This window comes from Parvibaculum sp. (assembly GCF_035325945.1).
GTDB lineage: Bacteria > Pseudomonadota > Alphaproteobacteria > Parvibaculales > Parvibaculaceae > Parvibaculum.
In genome coordinates this window covers 327,576-344,775 of the sequence record NZ_DAOKYX010000001.1, presented here as the reverse complement: position 1 = coordinate 344,775, position 17,200 = coordinate 327,576, and the positions used below count along the sequence as shown (strand labels likewise).

Genomic DNA, 17,200 nt, shown 5'->3' with positions numbered 1-17,200 from the left:
GCACCGGTCTTTTCTATGCGTTCGCCAGCTTATATCAGGCAGTCCGCCGCCGTGCGATCCTGATTTGTTCGGCGAGCAGCGCTTCGAGGGTCTGGAAGTCATCGATCAGCGCACCGATGGTAACGGTTTTCACCGCATCGCGGAGCTGGGCCCTTGCGCTGCCTTCCGGCGCGCCGAGCAGCCGGACGCGATCCTTCTCCGTGGTGACGAGGGCGGCCTTGAGGTCGCGTGCGCGTTGCAGCAGGGCGGTCGCCTCCCGCTCGCTATACATGTGATGGTCGGCATGGCTTTCGCTCGCCACGATCTCGGCATGTAGTTCGCGCAGCGTCGCGAAAAATTTCTCCGGGCGCCCGATGCCGGCAAAGGCGATGACCGGCAAGCCGTCGAGTTCGGGCGCCGGCGCGGGGCGCAAGATGGCCTTGAAAACCGGAATGGCATGAGCGCGTGCGCGCGCGGCAAGACCGTCCGCGGCATGGCCGCGCCCGATCTTGATGACCGCATTGGCGCGCGAGAGCGCGTCGCCCATTCGCTCGCGCAAAGGACCGGCCGGAATGAGCCTGCCATTGCCGAGGCCGGTCGCCGCATCGACGATGAGGATCGAGAAATCCTTTTCGAGCGCCGGGTTCTGGAACCCGTCATCCATGATGATGAGCTTCGCGCCCGCTTCCACGGCGGCGGCGGCGCCCTGAACGCGGTCGGAGGAAACCCATGTGGGCGCAACCGCCGCAAGGAGGAGGGGCTCGTCACCCACCCGCGCGGCATCGTCCGTTGACGGATCGACGCGGTGCGGCCCCTTCTCGCGCCCGCCATAGCCGCGCGTCAGAAAGTGGACAGCTTCGCCCTTCGCGATGAAATGGGTCGCGAGCGCGAGCGCGACCGGCGTCTTTCCGGTGCCGCCCGCCGAGATATTGCCGATGCAGATGACGGGCGCGCCCGCGCGTTCGGCGCGGGTGAACTGGCGGCGCATGCGCCCGGCAAGCCCGTAGACATAGGCCGCAGGCGCAAGGAGGCGCGGCAGTATCGGAAGGGTGCCGGCAGGCGCCTGCCGCCAGAAGCGCGGTTCATGCATGGGCGAAGGCGCCTCCGCTCCGTGCGGGTTCCTGCGGCGGAAGAAGCGAAAGCAGCGCCTCCGCCGTCCGCTCGACCGCGCCATTGGATCGGGCCGCGATGCGCTCGGCCGCTGCGGCGCGGCGCTCGCATTCCTCCTCATCTGTGAGCAACCTTTCCACGGCGCTGGCAAGCATGGGCGCATCGGCGATGCGGATCATCGCGTCAGCCTGCTCGAAGGCCGAATAGGCTTCCTCGAAATTGAAGCTCACCGGCCCGGCAATGAGCGCGCAATGGAGCCTCGCCGCCTCGAAGGGATTGTGTCCGCCAATGTCGACCATGGTTCCGCCGATGAAGGCGATCCTGGCGAGGCGATAGAAAAGCCCCAGCTCGCCCAGCGTGTCGGCGATGTAGACATGGGTTGCTGCCGTGATCGCATCGCCTTCGGCGCGGCGCGCGACAGTGAGCCCGCGCTTTTTCAGCATCGCCGCAATTGCGCCGCCACGCGCCGGGTGACGCGGCACGATGAGGGTGAGAAGGTCGGGCCGCGCGCGAGAAAGACGCTCATGGATTTCGGCGGCAATCGCTTCCTCGCCGTCATGCGTGTTCGAGGCGAGCCAGAGCGGGCGGTTGCCGATGGCGGCGCGCAGACGCTGAAGCTCCGTCTCGTCGGCGGTGAGCGGCGTGGCATCGTGCTTCAGATTGCCGGGCGTGCCGACTTCTGCCGCGCCGAGTGTCATGAGCCTGCGGGCGCTTGCGGCATCCTGCGCGAGGACGAGGGAGAAGCGGCTAAGGAGATCGGCGATCATGGCCGGAAAGCGCTGCCAGCCCCGAAAGGATTTTTCCGTGATGCGCGCATTGATGAGCGCGAGCGGAATGTGGCGTTCATGCGTGGCGACAATGAGATTGGGCCAGAATTCGGACTCGACCCAGACCGCGAGATCGGGCTTCCAGTAATCGAGGAAACGGGCCGTGTATTCCGGGTGATCGAGAACCGCGAACTGGTGCAGCACCTCTTCGGGCAGGCGCTCGGCCATGAGGCGGGCGGATGTGACCGTGCCGGTGGTCAGCAGCACATGAAGATCGTCACGCGCCGTGGTCAGTTTTTCGATGAGCGGCAGCACGGAAAGGGATTCGCCGACGCTCGCCGCATGAATCCAGACGAGCTTGCCATGCGGCCGCTCGCGCGAGGCGATGCCGCAGCGTTCCGCGAGGCGTTGCGCATCCTCCTTGCCGCGCCGCATGCGCGCCGCAAGAAGGAGCGGGATGACAGGGCGCACGGCGCGCGTCGCCAGCCTGTATGCGGCGAGTCCGAACGAGCCGTGGCGGGAGGAACTGCGCGGCGCCGGGGTCGTCAATGCACTGCCGCTCCGTTGGCCGCTCTTCGCGGCGCGCGGCCGACGATCTGATCGGCCTCGGCCGTGACGGCATTGAGCCCTTCCTCGACGCGGCGGCGCGCATCTTCGAGCGTTTCGGGATCGGCATCGCGCGCGACATAGATGGGTTCGCCCCAGACCAGCGCGCCCTTGGAGAAGGGCAGATTGATCGTGAACTTGTCCCAGTTGTTGAGCTGCACGCGGGCGCGTGTCGTTGCCGCAACGGGCACGATGGGGCAGCCTGAAAGCCGCGCCAGCATGACGATCCCGTCGCCCGCGCGCCGCGCCGGTCCGGGCGGGAGATCGGCGGTCATGCCGACGGAAATGTTTTCGCCGAGCGCGCGGACCATCGCTCTCAATGCGCCCGCGCCTCCCTTGCCCTTGAACTTCTCGCGCCGCTCCTCACCCTTCGGCACGCCCGAGCCGCGGATCGTGCCGACGCCCAGAAAATGCATGATCTTCGAGACGATCTCGCCGTCGCCGTGGCGGGAGACGAGAATGCGCATCTCGCGCCAGTTGTGCCAGAAGGTCGGCAGGATCAGGTTCTGCCCGTGCCACGTCGCGCCGATGAAGGGTTCGTCGCCCGTCCAGAAGCGCGCGGCGATGTCGCCGCGGCGGACCTCGAAGCGGCTGGTGCGGCGCACGAGCTTGATGAGCATGGCGGCGACGAAGGCGATCGTCGTCTGAACCGTTTCACTCTTCAGTATGCGCTTACCCAACGACATGTCGCTGCTCATTCTCCGGCAATGGCAATCTGCGCGGCGCTTTCATCCGCCGCTTCCTCATCGGGCTCGTCCTGCTCGAATTGCGATCTGGAAAGCTCGGCATAGAGCCCGCCCTGCGCGACGAGCGAGGCGTGCGTTCCCTGTTCGACGACGCGGCCGCCATCGATGACATAGATCGCATCGGCATGCTTGATGGTGGAAAGGCGATGGGCGATGACGAGCGTCGTGCGGCCCTTCATCAATGCGCGAAGCGCCGATTGCACCTGAAGCTCGGAAGCAGTGTCGAGCGCGGAAGTGGCCTCGTCGAGAAGCAGGATCGGCGCGTTCTTGAGCATGGCGCGGGCAATGGCGATGCGCTGGCGCTGGCCGCCGGAGAGCCGGAAGCCCGCCTCGCCGACCCGCGTGTCATAGCCTCTGGGCAGCGCCACGATGAAATCATGCGCGGCCGCATTGCGCGCCGCTTCCTCGATCTCGGCGTCGGTCGCATCCGGGCGCCCATAGGCGATGTTCGCGCGGATGGTGTCGTCGAAAAGGAAGGGCTCCTGGGTGACGAGCGAGCTTGCCTGCCTGAGAGAGTCGATGGTGACGTCGCGAATGTCCTGCCCGTCTATGGTGACGCGGCCGTTCGTCGGATCGTAGAAGCGCGGCACGAGGTTGAGCGTCGTGCTCTTGCCGCCGCCCGACGGGCCCACCAGCGCGACCGTGTGCCCCTTCGGCACCTCGATGCTGATGTTCTTGAGCGCGGGCGTTCCGTCGCCATAGACGAAGCTCACATCCTCGAAGCGGATCGCGCCGTCGACGACATGAAGCGGCTTCGCGTCCGGGTTGGCGATGATGGAGGGCTCGATGTCGAGAATGGGGAAGACGCGCGCCGCTGCCGCCACGCCTTCCTGCATGACCGTCTGTGTGTTGGCGACGGCCTTGAGCGGCTGATAGGCGAGCATCATGGCGGAGATGAAGGCCATGAGTTCGCCCTTCGTCAGATGCGCGTCGATGACGGCAAGACCGCCGAAATAGATCACGCCCGCAATACCGACGCCGGAGAGCGATTCCGTCAGCGGGCTCGCCTTCGCCTTGGCGCGGAAGCCCGCCATCATGTGGTGGAGGACATTCCGGATCGTCTGCGTCACCCGCGCGATCTCGCGTTCTTCCTGCCCATAGGCCTTGACGACGCGGATGCCACCAAGCGCCTCGGCGATGTTCGCCGACAGGTCGCTCGTTCCCGCGAGCCCCTTGCGCGTCGCCTTGCGCGTCTTGCGGCCGAGCTTGCGCATGTAGAGGATGCCGAAGGGAATGACCGATGTGCCGAGAAGCGCGAGCTTCCAGTTCATGAAGAACATGCTGCTCATCAGCGCGATGACGGTCAGCAGGTTCTGCGTGAAGTCGATGACGGACATCGTCACCGTGTCGCGCACGCGGGTCGCATCGGTCATGAAGCTCGAGATGAACCGTCCCGTATGCGTGCCCGAGATCCAGGCAAGGTCGGCCCGCATGATGCGCGTGAACATGCGCGTCTGGATCGAGGAGATGATGCGCTGGCCGATCTCGTTCTTGGTGACGTTGGCCGTATAGGACGCAAGCCCCTTGAAGGCCGAAACCGCGATCGTGCCGACCGCGATCAGCACCAGCATGCGCAGGTCCTTCTGATCGAGCACGGCATCGAAGACCTGCTTGATGAGATAGGGCAGGACGCCGGTCGTCGCCGCGACGATGGCGCTCGCGCCCAGCGCCAGCGCGACAAGGCGCCAGTTGGGCAAGAGATACTCTCGCGTCGTCCGCCTGAGAACGTCCGCCGTCCGCAACTGGTCCGCCGGATCGCCCGCAGGCGTTCGGCGCTGCGCCAAGTCCTCGCCGGTTTGCCCTTCCGGTGCGGTTGTCTCACTCAAATGCGGCCTCGTCATATGGGATGCGGGGCGCGCTCATCGGAAAACAATTGTCCCGAAATCGGCCCCGCTGCCCGGAAACATAACATGAAGCCGGGGGACCCGCCACCGCTGCGGCCATGCCGCGATATTGGTAAACGCCGGAGATGATTGGCTTTTTTCACGCTGGCCGTGACCGGCCATCAGCGGTTGAGAAGCCAGACGGCAGCCGTGAGATAGGTGGCAAAGAGCGTCCAGGCAAGATAGGGCAGCAATAATGCCGCGGCGAGCGCGCTGATCCGCCAGAAGGCGACGATGGTGGCCGTGATCGCCAGCACCAGAAACAGGACCTCGATGACGGCGGCTCCGAGGCTGTGCAGGCCGAAGAAGAGGACGCTCCAGGCGAAATTGAACATCATCTGCGCGGCAAAGAGCGCCATGGCGGGCCCCGCCGCCGTGAAGCCTCCCGCCGTCCGCCAGACGAGCCAGCCCGAGATCGCTATGAGCAGGTAGAGAAAATTCCAGACGACGGGAAAGACCCAGTCGGCGGGCGTCAGGGCCGGCTTTGCAAGGCCGGCATACCAGCCCCCGAGATTGGCGGCGGTTATCTTGCCCGATATGGCCGCGAAGATGAAAACGAAGGCGAGAAATCCGAAGAGGAGAAGGATGGAGATGGCGACGCCGGGCGTCCTCGTCTGGGGCTCCGTGCCGGGGGCGGTGCGGGTCATTCGGACTCTTTCTGTTCTGCTCCGGGCCCTTCCGCTCCGGGGTTCAGCAGGCGGTGCAGATGCACGATGAAGTAGCGCATATGGGCGTTGTCGACGCTGCGCTGCGAGGCGGTCTTCCACGCGCCATAGGCGCTCGCATAGTCGGGAAAGATTCCGACGATGTCGAGCTTGCTCGTATCCCGGAAATCCGTTCGTTCGAGATCTTCGAGCTCGCCGCCGAAAACGAGATGCAGGAGTTGCCGGGGCACGGGTAGTTGCCTCGCAGGAACATCGGGTTCGGTGCGCGGAGTCTAGACGGTTTCACCGGTCGACGAAACGACGAATGAACCGCTCTGGTGGGGTGAAACGGAGAAATTTTCCGCCATGCGAACCGCCCGACGCATGCCCGTGTGGGCGCTTGCGGGACGCCATCTCAGGATGGAAGCGTCAGCCCTCCGACGCGGGCAGAGAGCGCCTCGTGGAGCCGGGGGCCCGCGGCGATCAGGCTTCTGTGCCGGGGCAATTCGCGATTATAGACGAGCGGCCTTCCGTCATGGCTGGTCATCCGCCCGCCCGCCTCGCGGACGATGAGATCGGCGGCGGCGAGATCCCAGTCGTTCTTGGCCGAGAGCGCCATCGCCGCATCGGCCGCACCGCAGGCGACGAGCGCGATCCGGTAGGCGACCGAATTGCGTTCGATCATCTCCATTTCGGGCCAGGGTTCCTTCCAGGCCGGGTGACGGAAGAGCGTGAGGTGCGATGCCATGCGGCAGCCCGCGATCGACGCCCGGTCGGTGACGTGAATGGACGCCCCGTTCAGCCGCGCGCCGCCGCCCGCGCTGGCCTCGAAAAATTCATCCGTTGCCGGATTGAAAAGCGCGCCGAGCACTGGCGCCCCGTTCTCGACCAGCGCCACCGAAATGACGAAATGCGGCTTGCCCTTGGCAAAGGCGCGTGTGCCGTCGATCGGATCGACGACCCAGACGCGCGAACGGGTGAGGCGGAGATGGTCGTCCTCCGTTTCCTCGGAGAGCCAGCCATAGTCGGGGCGCTCGACGGCAAGCTTCTTCTGAAGCAGTTCGTTGACCGCGATGTCGGCCTCGGTGACGATGCTGTCGCCGCCCTTGATCCATTTCTTGAGGTCGGTCCGGTAGAAGCCGAGCGCCAGGATGCCTGCCTCGCGCACCGCGGCCAGCATGGCGGCGCGATCTTCTTCGCGTGACGGAGACGAAACCTCACATGCCTGCAACGGTCATTCCCTCGACGCGGATGGTGGGCGCGTTGGTCGCATAGCGGAAGACGAGATCGTTCGCGGGCGTCATGTGCAGGAACATTTCCTTGAGGTTGCCCGCAACGGTGATCTCGCTCACCGGGAAACCGATCTTGCCGTTCTCGATCCAGAAGCCCGAGGCGCCGCGACTGTAATCGCCGGTGACGCCATTGACGCCCATGCCGATGAGTTCGGTGACGTAGAGCCCTTGCTGGATGTCGGCGATCAGCGCTTCGGGCGAGAGCTTGCCCGGCGCCATGTAGAGATTGGTTGTCGAGGGCGAGGGCGGTCCGCCCGCGCCCCGCGCCGCGTGCCCCGTCGATCTGAGGCCGAGCTGGCGGGCCGATGCCGTGTCGAGAAGCCAGGTCGTGAGCGTGCCGTTCTCGATGAGCTTCATGGCGCGGTTCCGCACCCCCTCGCCATCGAAGGGCTTGGAGCGCAGGCCGCGCTTGCGATGCGGATCGTCCACGATCTCGATGCCGGGCGCAAAGACCGGCTTGCCCATGGCGTGCTGGAGGAAGCTCGTCTTGCGCGTGATGGCCGCGCCCGATATGGCGCCCGCGAAATGGCCGACGAGCCCCGCCGAGACGCGCGGATCGTACACGATGGGAACCGCCTGCGACCTGACCTTGCGCGGATCGAGCCGCCGGACGGCGCGCTCGCCCGCCGAGCGGCCGATCCGGGCGGGCGCATCGAGGTCGGCGAGGTGGCGCGCCGACGAATAGTCGTAGTCGCGTTCCATTCGCGTGCCTTCGCCCGCGAGCACCGAGCAGGAGACGGAGAAGGACGTGCCCGAATAGGCGCCCGAAAAGCCGCCGCTGGTGACGAGCGCCATGCCGGAGCGGCCCCATTGCGCGCCCGCGCCGCCGGAATTGGTGACACCCTTCACGGCAAGCGCCGCTTCCTCGGCTTCGGCCGCGCTGGCTGCGAGCGCCTCGGCTGTCGGCGCGGACGAGGGATCGTCGATTTCGAGGTCGGGCCATGAGCTTGCGAGCAGATCGGGATCGGCGAGCCCGGCGTAAGGGTCTTCCGGCGCGACCCGCGCCATGGCGACGACACGCTCGACGAGCGGGCCTAGCGAGCGTTCGGAAAGATCGGTTGTCGAGACGACGGCCTGCCGGCTTCCGATGAAGACGCGCAGCCCGACATCGCGCCCTTCCGAGCGCTCGACATCCTCGAGCTTGCCGAGCCGCCAGGAAACGCCGAGCGACTGGCCCTCGAAGACGATGGCTTCGGCGGCGTCCGCGCCCGCCTGCAGCGCTCGCTCGACCAGCATGGCGGCGGCATCGACGACGCTGCCTGCGATTTCGGAAGGCGGCTTGGTCCCGGTTCTGGCCATTTCGGTACTCTGCTGGATGGAAAGGCCCGAATGAAAAGGGCTCCGACCCTTATACAGATCGGAGCCCGTTCGGAAAAGGCAGGCGGGTGGCTTACATCACCGCGTAATAGAGGCAGGCGATGCCCGCGACGAGCTGGCCGAGCCAGGTGAGCACGGTGCCGATGAGGCGCGGCGGCGTCGAGATGCGTGCGGCCTGGCTGAGCCCGATCGCATGCAGAATGCGGCCGACGGTCAGGCAGATGCCGGCGATGTGAATGATGTAGATCGAGGATGAAAGCAGATGCAGCGCGACGAGGCCGATGAGGCCGATCGGCGTATACTCCACATTGACGATGTGGGCGCGATTGGCGTTGTAGAGCCTTTCGTCCTCGCCCGTGCCCGTCATCACATTGCTCCGCACCCGGTTCGCCGAGACGCGATAGGCAAGGAACAGATTGATCAGCAGGTTGAGACCGACATAGACGCCGACGATCTCAAGTGAATAGTTCAGCATGAGGCCCTCCGGGGATGATCGCGCTTGGGCGTTCGGTAGGGCCCGGGCGTGATTCGTTTTCTGTGCGGCAAACGCTAGCACGGCGAGGTAATTATGACACGGGTTCCAGGTATCGAACTTCATGTCGGAGACATCACCAGGCTCGATGTCACCGCAATCGCCAATGCGGCCAATGAGGCGCTGGCGCCGGGCGGCGGTGTCTGCGGCGCGATTTTCCGCGCGGCGGGGCCGGAGCTTGTGGGCGAATGCCGGGCGCTCGGCGGCTGTCCCACGGGCGAGTGCCGGTTGACGCAGGGGCACGGGCTCAAGGCGAACTGGATCCTGCATTGCGTAGGCCCGGTCTGGCATGGCGGCGGACGGGGAGAGGCGGCGCTTCTCGCCTCCTGCTACCGCAGCGCGCTCGAAATCGCCGCCCAGCGGCATTTCGAAAGCGTCGCCTTCCCCGCGATCTCGACCGGCATATTCGGCTATCCGCCGGCTGACGCCGCCCGCATCGCCGTCGGCGCCGTGCATGACCATCTCGCCGCGCATGACTGGCCGAAGCGCGTCATCCTCGTCGCATATGACGAAGGGGCCGCGAGGCCCCTTCGAGCGGCACTTGCCGCAGCTATGCAGGGTGGCTGAGCGGCATCAGGCCGCCCGCACCCGCTCCACGAAGCCCGCGACTTCGCTGCGCAGACGATCGGCCTGTCGGGTAAGCTCGGTCGCCGAGCCAAGCACCTGCGTGGCGGCCGTTCCCGTTTCGGTCGCGGCCTCGGTAACGCTGGAAATGCTGTCCGAGACTTCCGCCGTACCTTGCGATGCCTGCTGAACGCTGCGCGAGATTTCCTGCGTTGCGGCGCCCTGTTCCTCCACGGCCGATGCGATGGCCGACGAGATCTCGTTGATCGAGGTGATCGTCTTGCCGATGTCCTGAATGGCGCCGACCGAATTGGCCGTGGCCGACTGGATGGCCGCGATCTGCTGGCTGATCTCGTCGGTCGCCTTCGCCGTCTGGTTCGCAAGTGTCTTCACTTCGGCGGCGACGACCGCGAAGCCCTTGCCGCTCTCGCCCGCCCGCGCCGCCTCGATGGTGGCGTTGAGCGCGAGAAGGTTCGTCTGGCCCGCAATGTCATTGATGAGGTTCACCACATCGCCGATCCGGCGCGCCGCCTCGGCAAGTCCCTGCACCATGGCATTGGTCGTCTCGGCGCTCCGCACCGCATCGCCGCAGACGCGCGTCGATTCCTGAACCTGGCGGCTGATCTCCTGGATCGAGGAGCTGAGTTCCTCGGCCGAGGTGGCGACGCTGTTGACGTTGCTGGCGGCGAGTTCGGACGCCGTGGCGACGCTCGATGCGCGTTCGCTCGTATGTTCCGCCGTGCGGTTCATCGACTGCGCGGTCGCCTCCATCTCGACGGCGGCCGAGGAAAGCATGTCCACCACGCCGCCCACGCTGGCGAGGAAGGAGTCGGCAAGCTCGTTGAGCGCGCGCTTCTTCTCTTCCTCCGTGCGGCGGGCGAGTTCCGCCTGCTCGGCCTCCATACGCTCGATTTCGAGCGCGTTGCGGCGGAAGACCTCGACCGCCGCCGCCATGGCGCCGATCTCGTCCTTGCGGCCCGCGCCCGGAACTTCCGACTGCTTGTCGCCTGCGGCGAGCGCCGTCATGCGCTCGCTCATCGCGCCGAGCGGACGGGTGACACGAGCGAGAACGGTCCAGAAGGCAACGATGATGACGCCGCCGGCCGCGCAGAGAAGAACGAGCGCGAGAACGAAGGACCGGAGGCCCTCGCTTGCGGATTGTTCCGTCAGCGTTGCGATGTTCTCGCCGGTCGAGTTGCTGAGCGCGAGAATGGTGTTGATGGCATCGGTTGCCTGCACGACCCATTCGGCGGCGCTCACCGGATAGGCGCTGCCTTCGAAGCTCGCCTCATAGACCGATTTCCGCGTGGCGCCGAAGCGGTCGAAGAAGACCGTCGAGACAGTGGAGATCGCGGCGCGCACATCCTGCGGGGTCGAAGGCTTGGAGGCGATCATCTGGATCGTTTCCCAGGCAAGCTCCACCCGGCCGCGATACTGCGACAGGATCTGCATCTGTTCGCCGGAAAGCGGCTGTCCCTGCGCGATGGCGGCACCGAAGGCGGCGCGCTCGCGGCCGCTGAATTCGCTCATCACCCAGATCGAGTCCTTCATCTGCTGGAGATGCGCCATGCGCGCCTCGGCCGTGTCGAGTTCAAGCTCGAGCTTGCGGCGAAGCACCTGCGCCTTCTCGATCAGCGATGTGATGTTCGCCGGGAATGCCTTTGCCAGATTTTGGTCGCGCGCGGATTTGGGTCTGGAAAGATCGCCATCGGCGCTGCGGCGCAGCGCCTCGACGCTGGCGAAGCTCTGTTCGGCCGTGCCGATCAACTGCGCATATGTCGCCGCGTCATGGTTCCTGATCCGTTCGATCGCGGCCTTGAAACTCGTATCGGCCGTCCGGCGCTGAGCCTCGATCGTCGTGTGCAGCCCCTCGTCGGCGGGGTTTTCGCCATTGAGGCCGGTTGAAGTCGCGCCGCGCTCGACGGCCCAGGCCCCGGCGCTCTTCAGCAGCAGGTCGCTGATCTCGTTGATTTCCCGCCCGGCATCGGCGAGCTGGCGCTGATGCAGCATGCGCAGCGCCATGTCCCCCGCGAGTGTGATCACCGTGATGCCGAGAATGCCCGTGATGGCGAGCAGAATGTTGCGCAGGCTGAACAGGTGCATGTGGTCCCCTACAAGAAAGATGCGAGAGCCCTCATGACACAGGGTCCCGGTTTCGAGGGACGCAGAATGGCTAACGAACACTGAAAGTGACGTAAAGCATTGTGAGTGATCGGTGAAAGGAAGCGTAAAGGATTGGCTGCGAGCGGGACGAGGGCCGGCGGCCGGAAAGGACGGAATTTCCACGGTTGCCATGCCTGATCCGGGATACCACCTTACGAAGTTGTGAGGAGCGTGAAGGCAAGGAGAGGTTGCCGCAGATTTTCCGATCGCGCATTCTTCCGGACACATGCGAGGGGACGACGCCAACCATGCAGCTTCGCAACGACGAAAACCGCTTCGGACTGATCGCCGTTTCGTTTCACTGGCTGGTCGCGCTCCTATTCATCGCGATGGTGGCGATCGGCCTTGCGATGACGAACCTGCCGCTCACGCATCCGCTCACATTTCCGCTTTATCAGCTCCACAAGTCGATCGGCGCGACGATCTTCGCGCTCGTCGCCTTGCGCCTCGCCTGGCGGCTTGCAGGCCCCGTTCCGCCTCTGCCGGCGGAAATGCCGGGCTGGGAGCGGCGCGCGGCGCAACTCACTCATTGGGGGCTCTATGCCCTGCTTCTCCTGCTGCCGCTCGTGGGCTGGGTCGTCGTTTCCGCCTCGCCGCTCGGTATCCCCACCATGCTTTATGGCGTGATCAAGCTGCCTCATATCGGCTTCATCGCCGCCAACCCCGACAAGGAAGCGATCGGGAAGGTGGCATCGACGGTTCACGTCACCCTCGCATGGAGCGCGGTGGTGCTGGTGACGCTTCACGCCGGTGCGGCGCTTCGGCACCACTTCTGGCTGAAGGACGGGATCCTCACGCGCATGCTACCGTCCCGCGCTCTCTTTCTTCGCGGCCATGACACGAAAGACGGATGACATTCCATGATGCAGTTCCTGCGCTCCTTTGTGCTGGTGATGACGGTGACGAGCCTTGCCGCGAACGAAGCCCGCGCCGCCGTGCCGAGCTGGTCGGTCGCGAAAACGCCCGACACCATCACCTGGGATGGCACGGAAGGCGGCGGCAAGGCGTTCACGGGCCGCTGTGAAGCCTTCGATGCCGAGATCGCCTTCGATCCCGCAGATCTCGAACATTCCTCGGTCAAGGTCGTCATCGACATGGCGTCATGCCTCACCGGCGACACGCAAAAGGACGCCTATCTGCCGCAGGAAGGCTGGTTCGACGTGCAGGCTTTTCCCAAGGCCGTTTTCGAGGCGACGAAGTTCCGCCATGAGGGGGGCAACAAATATGTGGCCGACGGCACGCTGACGCTGCGTGGGGTGATGAAGCCCGTGAACCTTCCCTTCTCCCTCGATATTGATGGCGCGAAGGCGCATGTCGTCGGCGAGACGACGCTCAAGCGGCTGATCTTCGGCGTCGGCGCGAGCAGCCAGCTTGCATCCAGCGATGTGGCCGGCCCCGATGTGCGCGTGAAGATCGACCTTCGCGCCACGAGGAATGGCGGGTGACCGGGCGCTGGCGCGTCGTCATCGCCGCCGGGCTCGCCGCCGCGGCGCTCGCGTCCTGCTCGGCATTCCGCGTTGTCACGCATGAGGTGAACGACGATCCGGTGAAGGCGCCCGCGGGCATCTACACGCTCGATCCGCGCCATTCGAGCCTTCTCTTCGATGTCGATCATTTCGGCTATTCGCGCTTCGTCGCGCGCTTCGACGAGGTCTCGGGCACGCTCGATGCGAAGCCCTCGGCGCCCGCGACGAGCCGCCTGAGCGTGACCATCAAGGCGGCGAGCGTCGACACCAACGTCCCCGAACTCGACCGGATGATCACGGGTAAGGACCTCCTCGACGCGGCGAAATATCCGGACATCCGCTTCAAGACGACCACGCTGAAGCGCACCGGCAAGAACACAGGCGAAATGACGGGGGATCTCACCATGCACGGCCGGACGAGGCCGGTGACGCTCGCCGTGACATTCAACGGCGCCGCGCCCGATCCGCTGACTGGCGAGGATACGCTCGGCTTTTCCGCAACGGGGCATTTTAACCGTGCCGACTGGGGGTTAGGCGCCTGGTGGCCTGCCGTCGGCAACGATGTGAAGGTGAGCATCCAGGCCGAGTTTGTTCGAAAGCGGGGCTGAGGCCGGGCGGGACATGGCGGGATTTTCTTGAATCCGGCCATGCCATCCCTTATTTCAAGCGCATGAGCGGGTCCGGGCCCCTCTGGCGGTGGAGGCGTCTGCCGCGATGTCGGACCTTGAGGATCGTCTGCGCTGGCGCGGCGCGTCGTGGTCTGGTGTTTCATGGAACTGCTCGGCACCCCTCTCTGGGCCTGGGGAGCCTTTGGCGCAATCGTCGTCGCGCTGCTCGCCTTCGATCTCGGCGTGCTCCACAAAGAGGACAGGGAAATCGGCGTGCGCGAAAGCCTCTGGCTTTCAGCCGGCTACGTCGCCATGGCCTGCATTTTCGGCGCGGGCGTGTGGTGGGCTTTCGGCGCCGAGCACGGCATCGACTTCTACACCGGCTTTTTCGTCGAGAAATCCCTTTCACTCGACAATGTGTTCGTGATCTCGCTGATCTTCAGCGCCTTCGCGATCCCGCGCATCTATCAGCACCGCGTTCTCTTCTGGGGCATCATGGGCGTCATCGTGATGCGCGGCGCCATGATCGGCGTCGGTGCGGCGCTCATCGCGAAGTTCCACTGGATCCTCTATTTCTTCGGCCTATTCCTCGTCGTCACCGGCATCCGCATGCTCTTTGCGAAGGAGCAGCACGACAAGAAGATCGAGGATCACCCGCTGGTGAAATTCCTGCGCCGCCATATCCGCATTTCGGATCGGCTCCACGGCCATGATTTCACGGTGAAACTTCCCGATGCGAAGACGGGCCGCATCGTCTGGCATGCGACGCCGCTGCTCCTCGCGCTCATACTCATCGAAGGCGCCGACATCGTTTTCGCCGTGGACAGCGTGCCCGCCGTCTTCGCGATCACGCAGGACCCCTTCATCGTCTATACGAGCAACATCTTTGCGATCCTCGGCCTGCGCGCGCTCTATTTCGCGCTCGCCGCCATCATCCATCGCTTCGCCTATCTGAAATATGCGCTCGCCGCCGTCCTCATCTTCATCGGCGCCAAGATCTTCTATTCCGAATTCGTGGAGAAGGTGCCGGCGCTGCTCTCGCTCGGCGTCACCTTCGGGCTACTCGCCGCAGGCGTGATCGTCTCGATGGTGAAGACGCGCAGGGAAGCGGCCTGAGACTCATTTCCAGATCGGCCGGCCGGTTCCGGGCAGGCCGAGGGAGCTCCATTTGCGCGTCACCTCGTCGATGACGTTCTGGTCCATGCGGATCTGGTGGCCCCATTCGCGCTTCGTCTCGGGCGGCCATTTGTTCGTGGCGTCGAGGCCGATCTTGCCGCCGAGGCCGGATTCGGGACTTGCGAAATCGAGATAGTCGATGGGCGTGCCCTCGATGAGCGTCACATCGCGCACGGGGTCCATGCGCGTCGAGATCGCCCACATGACGTCCTTCCAGTCGCGCGCGTCGATGTCGTCATCCACGACGATGAGCCATTTCGTGTACATGAACTGGCGGAGGAACGACCAGGCGCCCATCATCACGCGCTTGGCATGGCCGGGATATGCCTTCTTCATCGAGATGACGGCGATGCGATAGGAGCAGCCTTCCGGTGGCAGCCAGAAATCGACGATCTCGGGGAATTGCTGCTGGAGCAGCGGAATGAAGACTTCGTTGAGCGCTTCTCCCAGGACGGAGGGTTCGTCCGGCGGGCGGCCGGTGAAGGTCGAGAGATAGATCGGGTTCCTGCGCATGGTGATCGCCGAAACGGTGAAGACCGGGAATTTCTCGACCGAATTGTAATAGCCCGTATGGTCGCCGTAAGGACCTTCATCGGCATATTCGTCGAGCGAGACGTGACCCTCGAGCACGATTTCCGCTTCGGCGGGAACCTTGAGCGGCACGGTCTTGCAATCGACAAGCTCGACCTTCTGCCCGCGAAGGAGGCCCGCGAACTGATATTCGCTGAGCGTGTCGGGAACGGGCGTCACGGCGGCGAGGATCGTGCCCGGATCGGCGCCGATGACGGCGGCGACGGGCAGCGGCTCCGATTTCTCGCCCTTCCAGCGGCGATGGTGCTGCGCCCCGCCGCGATGCGCGAGCCAGCGCATGATGGTCTTGTCGCGGCCGAGCACCTGCATCCGGTAGATGCCGAGATTGTAGTCGTCCTCGCGCGAGGTCGAGGGCCCCTTGGTCACGACGAGGGGCCAGGTGATGAGCGGCGCGGGCTCGCCCGGCCAGCAGGTCTGGATCGGCAGCGCGCCGAGGTCGATGTCGGAGCCCTTGAGCACCACCTCCTGACAGGGCGCGGCCGAAAGCGTCTTCGGCTTCATCGCCAGCACCGTCTTGAGGATCGGCAGCATGGAGAAGGCCTCGCGCAAGCCCCCCGGCGGCTCCGGCTGGCGCAGAAAGGCGAGAAGCTCACCCACTTCGCGCAGATCCTTCGCCGAGCGCCGCTCGATACCGTCCATGGTGACGGCGAGCGCCACACGCTCGACCGTTCCGAAGAGATTGACGAGAACCGGCATGGGCGAGGGGCGCCCGTCGGCCATCACGGCCTGCTCGAACAGCGCCGCCGGCCCCTTTTCCGCCAGAAGCCGCGTCTGGATTTCCGTCATTTCAAGCACGGTCGAAACCGGCGCCTTGACGCGGGCGAGATCACCCGTCGTTTCGAGCCGGTCGAGGAAATCTCTGAGGGAGGAATAGGACATGGGTCTCTCGGGGCATTTCTGGCGAAGCGGGCCTGCTTCCGGGCCGGAGAATGCCGGAAAGCGCAGGCCAAGCCAAATCGGACGGATCGGAGGGCCGGGGAGGGGCGCCGGACGCAGTTTCCCGCCTCCGCGTTAATGGGTTGCCAACCTTGGGCCACTAGCCTCGTTTCGGGACATTCGCAGAGGCTGAAGAGGGCACCCATGGGGAAGGCTCATCACACCCCGCATACCGGACGGCGCTGGAACGGCGGCGAGATCGACGCCGACCCTTTCGTGCTGCCGCAACGCGTGACGATCCCTGCAAGCGAATGGTGGGCCCGCGCTTTCGGGTTCATCCGCTATGCCGTGATCTACCGGGATGCGGTGAAGGCGACCGATTCCTCGCCCATTCTCGGGCCATTCGTCTGGTCGGAGCCTGTTTCCGCCTATCGCGGCGTCGCGCTCTGCGTGGCGCGCCGGCCCGGGCGGGGCACGAAGCCCGCGATCCTCGTCGAGCTTCTGCATGCTCATGATCCGCGCCGTTCGGTCGTGCTTCACGCTTCCTTCGATGGCGCAGATGTCGCCGCGCGGTGGCGGAGCTGGGGGCGTGTCCTCGGTCTGCCGCTTATCGTCGAGGACCGCGAGGGCAGGTTGCGCGATGCCGAGCGGCGCCTCGGCGCGCTCCGCATCGAAACGCCCCAGCCCCATGCGGGCGCAAACCCGCTTTCCGCCCGCCGCCCGCTGACATTCGGCGCGACCGGCCGTCCGCGCCTGTGGCCGCAGCGCCTGACCGCCGGGGCGCGTCCCCCCGCCTACTGAGTTCCGCAAATCCGCCTGCGCAAATAGCGGCTCGCCCGCTGGCCGCCGCACCGGCATGATTTTCCCGAAAGGAAAATTC

General features: G+C 65.4%; 17 protein-coding genes. 6 read left to right on the top strand and 11 right to left on the bottom strand.

Going from position 1 to position 17,200, the window contains the following annotated elements; all coding sequences use genetic code 11:
• Positions 1–34: 34 nt before the first annotated feature.
• The 9 genes from lpxK to PKA57_RS01650 form a co-directional block, all read right to left on the bottom strand.
• Positions 35–1,069 (bottom strand): tetraacyldisaccharide 4'-kinase, encoded by a 1,035-nt coding sequence (lpxK, locus tag PKA57_RS01690; protein WP_324297184.1) that lies wholly within the window; start codon positions 1,067–1,069, stop codon positions 35–37.
• Positions 1,062–2,405, bottom strand: coding sequence for a 3-deoxy-D-manno-octulosonic acid transferase (locus tag PKA57_RS01685; RefSeq protein WP_324297183.1), 1,344 nt, complete (start codon positions 2,403–2,405; stop codon positions 1,062–1,064). Before PKA57_RS01685 ends, lpxK begins: the two co-directional genes overlap by 8 nt.
• Complete coding sequence (locus PKA57_RS01680) at positions 2,402–3,148, bottom strand: lysophospholipid acyltransferase family protein (RefSeq protein WP_324297182.1); 747 nt, start codon at positions 3,146–3,148, stop codon at positions 2,402–2,404. Before PKA57_RS01680 ends, PKA57_RS01685 begins: the two co-directional genes overlap by 4 nt.
• 8 nt (positions 3,149–3,156) lie before the next feature.
• Positions 3,157–5,034 carry an ABC transporter ATP-binding protein gene (locus tag PKA57_RS01675; protein WP_324297181.1) on the bottom strand — a complete coding sequence of 626 codons (1,878 nt, stop codon included), beginning with the start codon at positions 5,032–5,034 and terminating at the stop codon, positions 3,157–3,159.
• 179 nt (positions 5,035–5,213) lie between these two features.
• The gene (locus PKA57_RS01670; RefSeq protein ID WP_324297180.1) at positions 5,214–5,738 is read right to left on the bottom strand and encodes a TspO/MBR family protein; all 525 of its coding nucleotides are present in this window, start codon (positions 5,736–5,738) and stop codon (positions 5,214–5,216) included.
• A complete protein-coding gene (locus PKA57_RS01665) occupies positions 5,735–5,986 on the bottom strand; it encodes a DUF4170 domain-containing protein (RefSeq protein ID WP_324297179.1) in 252 nt (83 codons plus the stop codon). Before PKA57_RS01665 ends, PKA57_RS01670 begins: the two co-directional genes overlap by 4 nt.
• Before the next feature lie 164 nt (positions 5,987–6,150).
• Positions 6,151–6,915 carry a 3'(2'),5'-bisphosphate nucleotidase CysQ gene (locus tag PKA57_RS01660; protein WP_324297178.1) on the bottom strand — a complete coding sequence of 255 codons (765 nt, stop codon included), beginning with the start codon at positions 6,913–6,915 and terminating at the stop codon, positions 6,151–6,153.
• Positions 6,916–6,952: 37 nt separating this feature from the next.
• On the bottom strand, positions 6,953–8,263 hold the full coding sequence (locus PKA57_RS01655) for a metallopeptidase TldD-related protein (protein WP_324297261.1): 1,311 nt from the start codon (positions 8,261–8,263) through the stop codon (positions 6,953–6,955).
• Between the two features lie 154 nt (positions 8,264–8,417).
• Complete coding sequence (locus PKA57_RS01650; RefSeq protein WP_324297177.1) at positions 8,418–8,819, bottom strand: MAPEG family protein; 402 nt, start codon at positions 8,817–8,819, stop codon at positions 8,418–8,420.
• 93 nt (positions 8,820–8,912) lie between these two features.
• Here PKA57_RS01650 and PKA57_RS01645 point away from each other — a divergent pair, with 93 nt between their 5' ends.
• Positions 8,913–9,443: a macro domain-containing protein gene (locus PKA57_RS01645; RefSeq protein WP_324297176.1), complete on the top strand. Its 531-nt coding sequence runs from the start codon at positions 8,913–8,915 to the stop codon at positions 9,441–9,443.
• Between the two features lie 6 nt (positions 9,444–9,449).
• Here the strand turns inward: PKA57_RS01645 and PKA57_RS01640 are convergent, their stop codons facing one another.
• Positions 9,450–11,543, bottom strand: a complete 2,094-nt coding sequence (locus PKA57_RS01640; RefSeq protein ID WP_324297175.1) for a methyl-accepting chemotaxis protein — start codon at positions 11,541–11,543, stop codon at positions 9,450–9,452.
• 308 nt (positions 11,544–11,851) lie between these two features.
• Here PKA57_RS01640 and PKA57_RS01635 point away from each other — a divergent pair, with 308 nt between their 5' ends.
• The 4 genes from PKA57_RS01635 (at position 11,852) to PKA57_RS01620 (ending at position 14,793) form a co-directional block, all read left to right on the top strand.
• The gene (locus PKA57_RS01635; RefSeq protein WP_324297174.1) at positions 11,852–12,457 is read left to right on the top strand and encodes a cytochrome b; all 606 of its coding nucleotides are present in this window, start codon (positions 11,852–11,854) and stop codon (positions 12,455–12,457) included.
• A 6-nt stretch (positions 12,458–12,463) separates the two neighbouring features.
• A complete protein-coding gene (locus tag PKA57_RS01630) occupies positions 12,464–13,048 on the top strand; it encodes a YceI family protein (RefSeq protein WP_324297173.1) in 585 nt (194 codons plus the stop codon).
• Positions 13,045–13,677 (top strand): YceI family protein, encoded by a 633-nt coding sequence (locus PKA57_RS01625; protein WP_324297172.1) that lies wholly within the window; start codon positions 13,045–13,047, stop codon positions 13,675–13,677. Before PKA57_RS01630 ends, PKA57_RS01625 begins: the two co-directional genes overlap by 4 nt.
• Positions 13,678–13,839: 162 nt before the next feature.
• Positions 13,840–14,793 (top strand): TerC family protein, encoded by a 954-nt coding sequence (locus PKA57_RS01620; protein ID WP_324297171.1) that lies wholly within the window; start codon positions 13,840–13,842, stop codon positions 14,791–14,793.
• Between the two features lie 3 nt (positions 14,794–14,796).
• Here PKA57_RS01620 and PKA57_RS01615 read toward each other — a convergent pair whose 3' ends face one another.
• Entirely contained in the window at positions 14,797–16,323 is a 1,527-nt protein-coding gene (locus PKA57_RS01615) for a UbiD family decarboxylase (protein ID WP_324297170.1), read from the bottom strand.
• Positions 16,324–16,524: 201 nt separating this feature from the next.
• Here PKA57_RS01615 and PKA57_RS01610 point away from each other — a divergent pair, with 201 nt between their 5' ends.
• Positions 16,525–17,121, top strand: coding sequence for a DUF6101 family protein (locus PKA57_RS01610; RefSeq protein WP_324297169.1), 597 nt, complete (start codon positions 16,525–16,527; stop codon positions 17,119–17,121).
• Positions 17,122–17,200: the final 79 nt, after the last annotated feature.